The sequence below is a fragment of the Pigmentiphaga sp. H8 genome (assembly GCF_003854895.1).
GTDB lineage: Bacteria > Pseudomonadota > Gammaproteobacteria > Burkholderiales > Burkholderiaceae_B > Pigmentiphaga.
The window spans coordinates 3946780-3958346 of sequence record NZ_CP033966.1 but is presented as its reverse complement, the minus strand read 5'-3'; the positions used below and the strand labels follow the sequence as shown (position 1 = coordinate 3958346).

12 protein-coding genes and 2 tRNA genes are annotated in these 11567 nt (G+C 65.7%); 5 read left to right on the top strand and 9 right to left on the bottom strand.

From position 1 onward, the window contains the following. The first annotated feature begins 108 nt into the window (after nt 1-108). Nucleotides 109-1155 (top strand): DNA topoisomerase IB, encoded by a 1047-nt coding sequence (locus tag EGT29_RS18740; RefSeq protein ID WP_124690397.1) that lies wholly within the window; start codon nt 109-111, stop codon nt 1153-1155. A gap of 9 nt (nt 1156-1164) precedes the next feature. On the opposite strand, the gene EGT29_RS18735 is transcribed toward EGT29_RS18740, so the two are convergent. Genes EGT29_RS18735 through EGT29_RS18715 form a run of 5 tightly spaced genes read right to left on the bottom strand, consistent with a single transcriptional unit; the run spans nt 1165 to nt 5762 of the window. Next, nucleotides 1165-2154 (bottom strand): branched-chain amino acid ABC transporter permease, encoded by a 990-nt coding sequence (locus EGT29_RS18735; RefSeq protein WP_124690396.1) that lies wholly within the window; start codon nt 2152-2154, stop codon nt 1165-1167. Then, nucleotides 2151-3035 carry a branched-chain amino acid ABC transporter permease gene (locus EGT29_RS18730; RefSeq protein WP_124690395.1) on the bottom strand — a complete coding sequence of 295 codons (885 nt, stop codon included), beginning with the start codon at nt 3033-3035 and terminating at the stop codon, nt 2151-2153. Before EGT29_RS18730 ends, EGT29_RS18735 begins: the two co-directional genes overlap by 4 nt. Further along, on the bottom strand, nt 3032-4255 hold the full coding sequence (locus EGT29_RS18725) for an ABC transporter substrate-binding protein (protein ID WP_124690394.1): 1224 nt from the start codon (nt 4253-4255) through the stop codon (nt 3032-3034). The genes EGT29_RS18730 and EGT29_RS18725 overlap by 4 nt, the downstream gene beginning before the upstream one ends. Nucleotides 4256-4278: 23 nt before the next feature. After that, nucleotides 4279-4992: an ABC transporter ATP-binding protein gene (locus tag EGT29_RS18720; protein ID WP_124690393.1), complete on the bottom strand. Its 714-nt coding sequence runs from the start codon at nt 4990-4992 to the stop codon at nt 4279-4281. Continuing rightward, nucleotides 4989-5762 (bottom strand): ABC transporter ATP-binding protein, encoded by a 774-nt coding sequence (locus tag EGT29_RS18715; RefSeq protein ID WP_161567870.1) that lies wholly within the window; start codon nt 5760-5762, stop codon nt 4989-4991. The genes EGT29_RS18720 and EGT29_RS18715 overlap by 4 nt, the downstream gene beginning before the upstream one ends. A 134-nt stretch (nt 5763-5896) precedes the next feature. Between EGT29_RS18715 and EGT29_RS18710 the strand changes: the two genes are divergently transcribed. Together EGT29_RS18710 and EGT29_RS18705 are read left to right on the top strand one after the other, a co-directional pair. Beyond that, nucleotides 5897-5973, top strand: a tRNA-Arg gene (locus tag EGT29_RS18710). Nucleotides 5974-6051: 78 nt separating this feature from the next. Next, nucleotides 6052-6531 (top strand): DUF421 domain-containing protein, encoded by a 480-nt coding sequence (locus EGT29_RS18705; RefSeq protein WP_238160093.1) that lies wholly within the window; start codon nt 6052-6054, stop codon nt 6529-6531. A 7-nt stretch (nt 6532-6538) separates the two neighbouring features. Here EGT29_RS18705 and EGT29_RS18700 read toward each other — a convergent pair whose 3' ends face one another. Then, nucleotides 6539-8161, bottom strand: a complete 1623-nt coding sequence (locus tag EGT29_RS18700; RefSeq protein ID WP_124690391.1) for an alpha-amylase family protein — start codon at nt 8159-8161, stop codon at nt 6539-6541. Nucleotides 8162-8164: 3 nt separating this feature from the next. After that, the gene (locus EGT29_RS18695) at nt 8165-9700 is read right to left on the bottom strand and encodes an alpha-amylase family glycosyl hydrolase (protein WP_124690390.1); all 1536 of its coding nucleotides are present in this window, start codon (nt 9698-9700) and stop codon (nt 8165-8167) included. 158 nt (nt 9701-9858) lie between these two features. Here EGT29_RS18695 and EGT29_RS18690 point away from each other — a divergent pair, with 158 nt between their 5' ends. Further along, entirely contained in the window at nt 9859-10119 is a 261-nt protein-coding gene (locus EGT29_RS18690; protein ID WP_124690389.1) for a hypothetical protein, read from the top strand. A 105-nt stretch (nt 10120-10224) separates the two neighbouring features. Here the strand turns inward: EGT29_RS18690 and EGT29_RS18685 are convergent, their stop codons facing one another. Next, nucleotides 10225-10473 carry a hypothetical protein gene (locus EGT29_RS18685; RefSeq protein WP_124690388.1) on the bottom strand — a complete coding sequence of 83 codons (249 nt, stop codon included), beginning with the start codon at nt 10471-10473 and terminating at the stop codon, nt 10225-10227. A 617-nt stretch (nt 10474-11090) separates the two neighbouring features. Between EGT29_RS18685 and EGT29_RS18680 the strand changes: the two genes are divergently transcribed. Continuing rightward, nucleotides 11091-11294 (top strand): cold-shock protein, encoded by a 204-nt coding sequence (locus EGT29_RS18680; protein ID WP_124690387.1) that lies wholly within the window; start codon nt 11091-11093, stop codon nt 11292-11294. A gap of 165 nt (nt 11295-11459) precedes the next feature. Here the strand turns inward: EGT29_RS18680 and EGT29_RS18675 are convergent. Further along, nucleotides 11460-11535: transfer RNA gene (locus EGT29_RS18675), tRNA-His, on the bottom strand. Between the last annotated feature and the right edge of the window lie 32 nt (nt 11536-11567).

Here is an 11567-nt window from a genome sequence, read left to right as displayed (position 1 = left end):
GATGGCAGCTTCTGCGCCGGGGGCGAGTAGATTTTTCATTTCCGGGCGAGCGCTTGCCCGGGAACGCCCGCGCGGGGCGCCTGGCACGAAGCCTGCTCGGCCCTGGCCATGGACTTCACCCATACTTGTGCCTCCGCCGTGGCCGCGCTGGCCGCCGACTGCGCCGCGCCCGAGCTGGTCTACGTGGACGATACCCGCCCGGGGTATGGCCGCAAGCGGTTCCGGGGGCGGTTCGTATACGTGGACCAGCAGGGCGAGCGCATCCGCGACCCGAGGGAGATCGCCCGCATCGATGCGCTGGCCATTCCGCCGGCCTATGGCGACGTGTGGATATGCCCGGATCCCGCGGGGCACATCCAGGCCACCGGCCGCGACGCGCGCGGCCGCAAGCAGTATCGCTACCACCCGCACTGGCAGGTGGTGCGCGACGCCGACAAGTATGGGCAACTGGCGCAGTTCGGCCGCGCGCTGCCGCGTATCCGGCGCCGGGTGCAGCGCGCGCTCGATGCCCCGGGACTGGGCGAGGAAAAGGTCCTGGCCGCGGTGGTGCGCCTGCTCGAAGCGACGCTGGTGCGGGTGGGCAACCGTGCCTACGCCCGGCAGAACCGCTCGTTCGGCTTGACGACGCTGCGGCCGCGCCACGCGTCGCTGTCGGGCACGCGCCTGCGGCTGCGCTTTCGTGGCAAGAGCGGGATCGAGCACGACGTCACCATTGCCGACCGACGGGTGGCGAGGGTGGTGCGCCGCTGCATGGAGATTCCCGGCCAGACCCTGTTCCACTACCAGGACGAGGCAGGCCAGCCGCGCGGCATCGATTCGTCCGCCGTGAACGCCTACCTGCGCGAAGCGGGGCGCGGGGATTTCACGGCCAAGCATTACCGGACCTGGGCGGGGTCGGTACTGGCGCTGGAGTGGCTGCGGGGCATGCCGAGCGAGGAAGGCGCGGCCGCGCGTCAGGCCGTGGCCGAGGTGGTGAAGGCGGTGGCGCAGCGGCTGGCCAATACGCCAGCGGTGTGCCGGGCCTGCTACATCCATCCGGCCATCATCGACGCTTATCTGCGCGGCGCACTGCCGGCGACGTGGCCCGCCTCCGGGCCCCGCGGCTTGAGCGCGGCCGAGCGGCGGCTGCTTGCGTTCCTGGACGGCCTGGGCTGACCGACAGCCCTAGGAACGCGCCGGCCGCGTGCGGCGCCGCTCCAGCCAGGCGCCCAGCTCGCCCACGATGCCGCGCCGGAAGGCCAGCACGCAAACGACGAAGATCAGGCCCGTGACGATGGTGACCGCGTCGCCCAGGCTGCCGAACCAGGCGATGCCGGTCGTGTTCGCCAGCGCGCTGCCCCATTCGCCTATCTTGTTCTCGACCAGGACGATGATGAGCGCACCCACCATGGGGCCGGTCAAGGTGCCCATGCCGCCCACCAGGGTCATGAGAATGACGAGCCCGGACATCTGCCAGACCACGTCGCTGAGCGTGGCCGAGATGAACACCACCGATTTCGTCGCGCCCGCCAGTCCGGTCAGCGCGGCGGACAGCACGAAGGCCAGCAGCTTGTAGCGGTTGACGTCGTAGCCCAGCGAGGTGGCGCGCGCCTCGTTCTCGCGTATGGCTTTCAATACCTGACCGAAGGGCGACTGAACCGTGCGGTAGACCAGGAAGACGCCGAACAGGAAGATCGCCAGCACGACGTAGTACAGCGCCATGTCGTTACCCAGGTCGATGTGGCCCAGCAGCGTGCCGCGCGGGATGGCCTGCAGGCCGTCCTCGCCGCCGGTGAAAGGCGCCTGCAGGTAGAAGAAGTAGAGCATCTGCGCGACGGCCAGCGTGATCATCGCGAAATAGATGCCGCTGCGCCGGATGGCGAGCCCGCCCATGACCAGTCCGATCGCCGCCGCCACCGCCACGCCGAACAGGATGCCCAGCTCGGTGGGCAGCCCCCAGGTCTTGAGCGCATAGCCGGTGGCGTAGGCCGCGCTGCCCAGGAAGGCGGCATGCCCGAACGACAGCAGCCCGGTGTAGCCCAGCAGCAGGTTGAACGCGCAGGCGAACAGCGCGTAGCACATCAGCTTCATCGCGAAGATGGGATAGACGCCGAGATAGGGCAGCACGCCCAGCCCCAACGCCAGTGCCAGGCAGCCGGCGAGATGTCGGTTCATGTGGCTTTTCCAAACAGGCCGGCCGGCCGCGCGAGCAGCACGAGGGCCATCAGCACGAAGACGACGGTGTTCGACGCCTCGGGATAGAACACCTTGGTGAAGCCTTCGATCACGCCCAGGCCCAGGCCGGTCAGGATGGAGCCCATGATGGACCCCATGCCGCCGATGACCACCACCGCGAAGACGACGATGATGAGGTTCGAGCCCATCAGCGGCGACACCTGCTGCACGGGTGCCGCCAGCACGCCCGCGAAGGCGGCCAGCGCCACGCCGAAGGCGTAGGTCAGCGTTACCATGCGCGGGACGTTGACGCCGAAGGCCTCCACCAGCCGCGGGTTCTCGGTGCCCGCGCGCAGATAGGCGCCCAGGCGCGTGCGTTCGATCACGTACCAGGTCGCCAGGCACACAGCCAGCGACGCCAGCACGATCCAGGCGCGGTAGTTGGGCAGGATCATGAAGCCCAGGTTGGTGGCGCCCTGCAGCAGGTCCGGCACGGGATAGGACTGCCCCGAGACGCCGTAGAAACTGCGGAACAGCCCCTCGATCAGCAGCGTCAGGCCGAAGGTCAGCAGCAGGCTGTACACGTGGTCGAGCTTGTACAGCCAGCGCAGCATCGTGCGTTCGATCACGATGCCCAGCAGGGCGACCGCCAGCGGCGCCAGCACCAGCATCCACCAGTAGCCGAGTCCCAGGTACTGCAGGCCCAGCCATGCCAGGAAGGCACCAACCATGTACAAGGCCCCGTGCGCGAAATTGATGACGTTGAGCAGGCCGAAGATGACGGCCAGCCCCAGCGACAGCACCGCGTAGAAGGAGCCGTTGACGAGCCCGAGCAGCAACTGCCCGAGCATCGCCTGCAGCGGGACGCCGAAGATCGTCATGACTTCTTCAGCAGCGGGCACTTGGACTCGGCGGGGGTGGTATAGACCTTGTCGCCGGGCAGCTTCTGCGCCACCTTGTAGTAGTCCCAGGGGCCCTTGGATTCCTTGGGCGTCTTCACCTGGAACAGGTACATGTCGTAGATCATGCGGCCGTCCGCGCGCACGTAGCCGTCATGCGCGAACATGTCGTTGATCTTGTTCGACTTGAACCATTTCATGATGGTGTCGGGATCGTCGGTGCCCGTGGCCTTGACCGCCTTGAGGTAGAAAGACGCGGCCGAGTAGTCGGCCGCCTGCAGCGACGACGGCTTGCGCTTGAGCTTTTGTTCGAACTTGGAAGCCCAGGCGCGCGATTCGTTGCTCTGGTCCCAGTACCAGCCGTCGGTCAGGTAGAGCCCCTGCGTGGCGGCCAGCCCCAGCGTATGGATGTCGTTGATGAACACCAGCAGGCCGGCGATCTTCATGGTCTTGGTGACGCCGAATTCCGCCGCCGCCTTGGTGGCATTGATGAAATCGCCGCCCGCGTTCGCCATGCCCAGTATCTGCGCCTTCGAGGCCTGGGCCTGCAACAGGAAGGACGAGAAATCCGAAGCCGCGAGGGGATGGCGGATCGATCCCACTACCGTGCCGCCGGCGGCCTTGACCACCGTGCTGGTGTCGGCTTCCAGCGAGTGGCCGAAGGCATAGTCGGCGGTCAGGAAGAACCAGCTCTTGCCGCCCTGGGCCACCACCGCCGACCCGGTACCGCGCGCCAGCGCGACGGTGTCGTAGGCGTAGTGGACGATGTAGGGCGAGCAATCTTCATTGGTCAGGCGCGACGAGCCGGCGCCGATGACGACGTAGGGAATCTTCTTTTCGGTGGCGACCTTGGCCATGGCCAGCGCGGTCGAGGAATTGGTGCCCCCTATCAGGAGGTCCAGCCCCTGCTGGTCTATCCATTCGCGGGCGCGGGCCGAGGCGATGTCGGGTTTGTTCTGGTGGTCGGCGTACAGGACCTCGATCTTCTTGCCGTTGACCTGGCCGCCGGCGTCGGCCACGGCCATGCGGATGGCGTCGGCCCCCGCCGGGCCGTCGATGTCGGCATAGACGCTCGACCCGTCGGTAATGAAACCTATCTTGATGACATCGCCGGAAATCTTCGGCGCTTGCGCCAACGTCGGCGCCGTGGATCCCAGAACCAAACCGGCCGTGATGGCCGCTGCAAGGGCTTGCTTCTTCATGCGCGTCTCCTAAGAGGTACTCCTCATACGCCAAGCAGTTCGTGCAGGGTGCCCTGCTTGGCGGCCAGATCCGACGATGCGAAGGCTTCGATCATGCGGCCGTGCTCCATGACATAGAAGCGGTCGGCCAGCGGCGCGGCGAAGCGGAAGTTCTGTTCCACCATGACGATGGTGTAGTTGCGGGCCTTCAGGGCGAGGATCATGCGCGCCAGGGCCTGTACGATGACGGGCGCCAGCCCTTCGGAGATCTCGTCCAGCAGCAGGAGGTCGGCGCCGGTGCGCAGTATCCGGGCCACCGCCAGCATCTGCTGCTCGCCGCCGGACAGCCGCGTGCCGGGGGAATGCCGGCGTTCGCGCAGGTTGGGGAACATCTCGTAGATTTCCTCGACCGACATGGCCCGTTCGCCGGTGCCGCGCAGGGGAGGGGGCAGCATCAGGTTTTCCTCGCAGGACAGCGAGGCGAAGATGCCGCGTTCCTCGGGGCAATAACCCACGCCCAGGTGGGCGATGCGGTGGGTGGGCATGCCTATGGATTCCACGCCGCCTATGCGTACCGATCCGCGGCGCGCGCCGGTCAGGCCCAGGATGGCGCGCAGCGTGGTGGTACGGCCCGCGCCGTTGCGGCCCAGCAGCGTGACGACTTCCCCGCGCGCCACGTCCAGGTCCACGCCGTGCAGGATGTGCGATTCTCCATACCAGGCATGCAGGTCCCGGATTTGCAGCGCCGGTCCGTTCATGCGTGGGCTCCCTGGAGCTCGCCTTCCACCGTGCCCATGTAGGCCTGCATGACTTCCGGGTTGCGGGACACGGCTTCGTAGGGGCCTTCGGCCAGCACCATGCCGCGCGCCAGGACCGTGATGGTGCTGGCGATGGAGGACACGACCTTCATGTTGTGCTCCACCATCAGGATGCTGCGGCCCGCGCCGACCTTTCTGATCAGTTGCGTGACGCGGTCCACGTCCTCGTGGCCCATGCCCTGCGTGGGTTCGTCCAGCAGCATCAGCTCGGGCTCCATGGCCAGCGTGGTGGCGATTTCCAGGGCGCGCTTGCGTCCGTAGGGCAGCTCCACCGCCGGGGTGGCGGCGAATTCGGCCAGTCCCACTTCGTCCAGCAGTTCCATGGCGCGGGGATTCAGGCGGTCCAGCAGCGAGACGCTGCGCCAGAACCGGAAGGTCCCGCCGTCGCGCCGTTGCAGCCCGATGCGGACGTTTTCCAGGGCAGTCAGGTGCGGGAAGATGGCGGATATCTGGAACGACCGGATGATTCCGCGCCGGGCGACCTGGGCCGGTGCCTCGCGGGTGATGTCGGTGCCGTTGAAGAAAATACGCCCGGAAGTGGGCGTCAGGAATTTCGTGAGCAGGTTGAAGCAGGTGGTCTTGCCGGCGCCGTTGGGCCCGATGAGGGCGTGGATGCTGCCGCGCGCCACGCGCAGGTTCACATCCTTGACTGCGACGAATCCCTTGAAGGCCTTGCTGAGGTCCCGGGTTTCGAGGATGAGGTCGCTCATGGTTTCCCGTATCAGGCTATGCCGCATGCGCCTGCTGCATTGTGTCGCAAATCCTTCTCTTGGGGGCCTAGGTGTTTGCCCGGAACCGGTGGGCGGCCGCGGGCCGGCATGGTGGTAAACTTCCGCGCTTCGGGGCGGCGGTAGCTCAATTGGATAGAGCACAGGCCTTCTAAGCCTGGGGTTACGGGTTCGATTCCTGTCCGCCGCGCCAGCCCGCACGCCTTTCTCTTTCCCCGCCAGGTCCGCTTCTTGCGAAACGTCCTTCCGTCGTGGCCACGGAGGATGCGCCTTGGACTGGTCCGGAATCTTCGCCTTTTCAATATCTCCCCTGGAAACCCTGGTCCGCGGCACGGCCATGTATTGGCTGCTGTTCCTGTTGTTCCGCTTCGTCGTCCGGCGCGACGTGGGCTCGATGGGGATCGCGGACATACTGCTGGTCGTGATCGTGGCCGACGCGGCCCAGAACGGCATGGCAGGCGATGGCAAGAGTGTGGGCGACGCGGCGTTGCTGGTGAGCACGCTGGTTGCCTGGAACATGATCCTGGATCGCCTGGCCTTCCATTTCCCGTGGATGCGCCGCTTCGTCGATCCGGAGAAGATCATGCTGATACGCAACGGCAGGAAGCTGCGCGACAACATGCGGCGCCAATCGATCACCGACGAGGAGCTCGAGGCCAAGTACCGGCAGCAGGGCATCGAATCGATCGAAGACGTGAAGGCGCTGTATCTGGAGGCCGACGGCAACGTCAGCGTCATCAAGCGGAAATAGCGGCGTGCTAAAGCGCGACGCGCGGACGCAGCCAGCGGTAGCCGTAGCCGCGCAGCCGCAGCCGGACCGGGTGCCCCGAGGGCGCGTCGTAGGGGCCGTCGGCCATCACGTCGGTCATGTGCTGGCAGTCGGCGTCGTGCAGGGTGAACTGCACCTCCTCTGGCCCGAGGTTGACCAGCGTCAGCACCGCCACGCCGTCCAGCTCGTGCCGCAGCGCCAGCACCTGCGGACACTCGATGGCCGCGGGCCGGCAGTGGCCCGCGCCTATCTCCCGCATGCCCAGCCGGGCGCGGATCATCTTGCCGGTATGGGTCAGCAGCGAGTCCTCGTCCAGCGATTGCGCATAGACGTTGACGTGCCGGTAGTCATAGGGGCCGGAGTCGATCAGCGGTACCGCCAACCGCTCGGGACGCGCGGCTGAAAAGCCCGCCCCGGGTTCGTCCGACCATTGCATGGCCGTGCGTACCGCCAGCCGTTCGGGCAACGACAGGTCGTCGCCCATGCCGATCTCCTCGCCATAGCGCAGGATGGGCGTGCCCGGCAGGGAGAACAGCAGCGCGTGCACCAGCGCCAGCCGCCGCTGGTCGCCGCCCAGCATGGGGGGCAGGCGCCGCCGGATGCCGCGGTGGTAGATGCGCATGTCGGGGTCGGGCGCGAAACAGTCCATGACTTCCCGGCGCTCGTCCTCGCTCAGGCGCTCCAGGTCCAGTTCATCGTGATTGCGCAGCCACAGCGCGTACTGCGCGCCTTCGGGCGGATCGGGCTGGCCAGCCAGCGCCCGCAGCAGCGGTTCGGCCTTGCCGCGCGCCAGCGCCAGGTAAAGGTAGTTGTTCAGCCAGAAGTTGAGCACCAGCGTCAGCCGGTCGCCCCGGCCGAAGTAGTCGACGTAGTGGCACGGAGGCACGTCCACTTCTCCCAGCAGCACCGCGTCGGCGCGCCTGCGGGAGACGAAGCGGCGCATGTCGTCCAGCAGCCAGAAACCGTCGTCGGCGGGATCGGAGGAGCGGGCGCTGTCTATCATGTGCGAGGCGGCATCCACGCGAAAGCCCGAGACGCCAAGCCGCAGCCAGAAGTCCATGATGCGCTCGACCTCTTGCCGGACCTCCGGGTTGCCCAGATCGAGGTCGGGTTCGTGCGAATAGAAAATGTGCTTGTAGTACTGGCCGGCCTGTTCGTCCCAGGTCCAGACGCTGTCTTCGACGGTGGGGAAGATCGGTTTCTCGTCGGTGGGCTCGGGGGTGTCGGCCCAGATGTAGTAGTCGCGGTAGCGCGATGTCCGGTCGCGGCGGGCGGCCTGGAACCACGGGTGGCGGTCGGACGTGTGGTGCACCACCAGGTCGATGATCACGCGCAGCCCGAGTTCCTCGGCCTTGGCCATCAGCGCGACGAAATCGGGCAGGGCGCCGAAGCGCGGATCGACCGCCAGATGGTCGGTGACGTCGTAGCCGCCATCGCGGAACGGCGAGCCATAGAAAGGCGTCAGCCACAGGCAGGTGACACCCAGGCCACGCAGATACTCCAGCCGCTCCGAGACGCCTGCCAGGTCGCCCAGGCCATCGCCGTTGGCGTCGCGGAACAGGCTGGGGTCGACCTGATAGATGATGGCGTTTCGATACCAGAGCGGCAGCATGTCTCAGTTCCCCGGTTCGAGCATCACGGCATGGTCGCCCGCCAATTCTCCGCCGAAGGCGGTGCCTGGCGCCTGGCCATCGCTGCACAGCGCGATGCGCCAGGTTCCAGGTGGCGCGAAACGCCGCGGCTGCGTGGCGAAGTTCACGCATACCAGGCGGACGTCGTCGCCCCGGCGGCGGCGAAAGGCCAGGACCTCGGGCGGGGATTCGAGTTCTTCCCAGTCCCCCAGCCTGAGCGCGGGGCTTGCCTTGCGCAGCGCCAGCGCCTGCCGATAGAGATGAAGGATGGAACCGTCGTCGGCCCATTGCCGTTCGGCCGCCCGCCCTGCCGGATCGGGCGGGAAGGGCAGCCACGGCGTGGCCCCGGCCCAGCCATGGGGCGGCGCCTCTTTCCAGGGAAGGGGCGCGCGGCAGCCGTCCCGTCCGCCCGGGTCGACCTGCCTGCGCGGATCGACGTGGGCGTCTTCCAGGCCCAGTTCCTCGCCCTGGAACAGGAACGGCGTGCCGCGCAGCGACAGCAGCAGGATCGCGGCCGCGCGCGCCCGGCGCAGCGAGCCGTCGTAGCGGGTGCGATGCCGGACATTGTCATGGTTGGACAGCACCCAGGTCGGCCAGGCGTCGGCCGGGCGCAGCAGGGCATCCACCTCGCGTATGCAGGTGCGGAAGACGACCGGATCCCAGGGCGCGTCCAGCGGCGGGAAGTTGAACGACATGTGCAGTTCGTCGCCTGCGCCGTAGTACTGGACGATGCTGGCGGTCGAACGGATGTTGACCTCGCCTACCAGGACGCGCTGGCCGGGGTAGCTGTCCACCAGCCGCCGTAGGCCGCGCAGCACCTCGTGGCTGTAGGGCTGGTCGTTGAAATCCACCAGCGGTTCTCCGGCCAGGCAGCGCGGATGGTCGGAGAAGGTCGGATCCTTGCCGATGCAGTGGGCCACGTCGATGCGGAAGCCGTCGACCCCGCGATCCAGCCAGAAGCGCAGCACGCCGTGCATGGCCTCGACCACTTCGGGATTGCGCCAGTTCAGGTCGGGCTGCTGGGGCAGGAAGAAGTGCAGGTAGTACTGGCCCGTGCGCTCTTCCCAGGTCCAGGCGCTGCCGGCGCCCAGCGCCGCTCGCCAGTCATTGGGCTCGTCGCGCCAGATGTACCAGTCGCGCCGTGGGCTGGCGCGGGACGAGCGCGCTTCCAGGAACCAGGGGTGTTGGTCGGACGTATGGTTGGGCACGAAATCGAGCAGCAGGCGCAGGCCTCGCGCGTGCGCCTCATCGATCAGCCGTTGCGCGTCGTCCAGCGTGCCGAACAGGGGATCGACGTCGCAATGATCGCTGATGTCGTAGCCGGCGTCCGCCATGGGCGAGCGGAATATGGGCGACACCCAGATGGTATCGGCGCCCAGATCGCGGACGTGGTCCAGGTGGGCGAGCATGCCGGGAATATCCCCCACGCCGTCGCCATCGGCATCGGCGAACGAGCGGGGATAGATCTGGTACACCACCGCGTTTTTCCACCAGGCTTCATCGGAGCGCGTGCCATTCATGCGGATTGCCGGCCTTGTTCTTGTCGGGGCGGGCGGTCCAGCAAGTGATATTCCCAAGGGAAATCCGCAGGCCAGATCGGTACGCTAGGCGACAGCGGTGGTTGAACTTTCGCCGCCGTGGCATTGCCTCATGGGTGTACCGTCTGCAGGAGACTTCTATGTCAGAAGGCGCAGGAGAGCACTACAAGGGTTATTACATACGAACCGTCGCGCGCGCGGTCAATCACCCCCGGGACGGCATGACGTCGCTGTTCGAGGGAACCGCCACGGTATCGCTGGATCCGGGGTCGCAATATCACCCCATTCCCCCCGACCAGCACCTGGGCGAGGACCAGGTGTTCGGCACTGAATTCGAAGCCCACCGCTACGCCGAGAAAGCCGCCAGGCGCTACATCGACAAACTCGAAAAAGGAAAGTAGCGCCGTGGCCGGATCCGTCCGGCACTGCCCGATCCGCGCTTTCCAGGATGCCGGCCAGGGCATGGGCCCTGGCCGGCCGATACGCTTCGTCCAAGCGTTTCTTTCTTACTGGCCGGACTTCTGTTGCTGCTGACCGGGCTTTTGCTGCTGGCCGGTCTGCTGCCGTTGCTGCTGTTCCTGCTGTTGTTGGCCTTGCCCCCGCTGCTGGCCTTGCTGCATGTCGGGATGCGGCGAGGACGTCCCTTTCTGCCCTTGCTGGTTGCCCGTTTGCTGCTGCTGGCTTTGCTGAGGGTTCTGGGGGCGCTGGCCGGCTTGCGTCTGCTGGCCGGAAGACGGTTGCTTCTGCTGATTCATGAGCCTACTCCTTGATTATATGGATGCGGGCAAGGGCGCGAATGCCCGCCGGGTGGTGGGTGCGTAACGCCGCTTTGATTTACCCGCAATTCCCGTTCCGTGCCCGGCGGACCATGCCGTGGATTATCGGAGAGGCTGTTGCCATGTAATTATTGGATGAGGAGCTTGTAAATTCTTCTCGGCCACAAATGCACGGGGACATTTTTCTTGTAGGTATTTACCTCATGCGGGAAAACGATAGGTTTAGGGGATTGATTTCGTGAAATCTACGCGTTAACCCTGGAAAAATTAGTTGATTTTGTCCACTTTGTTGCCGATGTGCCGCGCTATTTCTGGGAATGCGGCGTGCAAGGGTCATATCCCTGCATTTACGCAGGGATATATGGGTAAAGAAAAATTCATATAAAACACCCCACGCCCGGCAATATGCTTGTATCCGAAGGAAACGAAAACGAGTTGACTAAGCGCACGATGCGCCGCATAGTCATTTTCGAGGTGTCAGGCTAGGGTTCTCTCGGTTGGGTCGGCAAGTCGGCTTTCCATTTGGGCACGCCCCGTTCTTGATCCCGGTTAAGTGATTATCGCGGTACGCACATATTCAAAGAAGGAAATGCATCATGGCGACAGGCATCGTTAAATGGTTCAACGACGACAAGGGGTACGGGTTCATCATGCCGGATGATGGGGGGAAGGATTTGTTCGCCCACTTCTCGGAAATCCAGGCCGAAGGCCGCAAGACGCTGTACGAGAACCAGAAGGTGAGCTTTGAGGCCGTGCAGGGTCCGAAGGGCCCGCAGGCTTCCAAGATCCGTATCCTGTAAGCCGTTCGTCCCGGCCTGACAAAACGCCCCTGCGATGCAGGGGCGTTTTGTTTTTGGGGCTCTTGTAGGTCTGCGGCCTGCGAACAGGCAATAAAAAATCCCCGCGGCCGTCTGGCCTGGGGGATCGGCGCCACGCCTGGGTCGGCGCGGGTACTGAATGCGGGGTGGGGTGGCTGATGGGACTCGAACCCACGACAACCGGAATCACAATCCGGGACTCTACCAACTGAGCTACAGCCACCACTTGCAACGCCTGATCGGAAGCCCGAAGAA

Excerpts from the sequence above, each read along its gene's own strand:
- EGT29_RS18695 (WP_124690390.1), bottom strand. The coding sequence starts at position 9,700 with ATGAATGGCACGCGCTCCGATGAAGCCTGGTGGAAAAACGCGGTGGTG.
- EGT29_RS18700 (WP_124690391.1), bottom strand. The coding sequence starts at position 8,161 with ATGCTGCCGCTCTGGTATCGAAACGCCATCATCTATCAGGTCGACCCC.
- EGT29_RS18720 (WP_124690393.1), bottom strand. The coding sequence starts at position 4,992 with ATGAACGGACCGGCGCTGCAAATCCGGGACCTGCATGCCTGGTATGGA.
- EGT29_RS18735 (WP_124690396.1), bottom strand. The coding sequence starts at position 2,154 with ATGAACCGACATCTCGCCGGCTGCCTGGCACTGGCGTTGGGGCTGGGC.
- EGT29_RS18725 (WP_124690394.1), bottom strand. The coding sequence starts at position 4,255 with ATGAAGAAGCAAGCCCTTGCAGCGGCCATCACGGCCGGTTTGGTTCTG.
- EGT29_RS18740 (WP_124690397.1), top strand. The coding sequence starts at position 109 with ATGGACTTCACCCATACTTGTGCCTCCGCCGTGGCCGCGCTGGCCGCC.
- EGT29_RS18730 (WP_124690395.1), bottom strand. The coding sequence starts at position 3,035 with ATGACGATCTTCGGCGTCCCGCTGCAGGCGATGCTCGGGCAGTTGCTG.
- EGT29_RS18680 (WP_124690387.1), top strand. The coding sequence starts at position 11,091 with ATGGCGACAGGCATCGTTAAATGGTTCAACGACGACAAGGGGTACGGG.
- EGT29_RS18715 (WP_161567870.1), bottom strand. The coding sequence starts at position 5,762 with ATGAGCGACCTCATCCTCGAAACCCGGGACCTCAGCAAGGCCTTCAAG.
- EGT29_RS18690 (WP_124690389.1), top strand. The coding sequence starts at position 9,859 with ATGTCAGAAGGCGCAGGAGAGCACTACAAGGGTTATTACATACGAACC.
- EGT29_RS18685 (WP_124690388.1), bottom strand. The coding sequence starts at position 10,473 with ATGAATCAGCAGAAGCAACCGTCTTCCGGCCAGCAGACGCAAGCCGGC.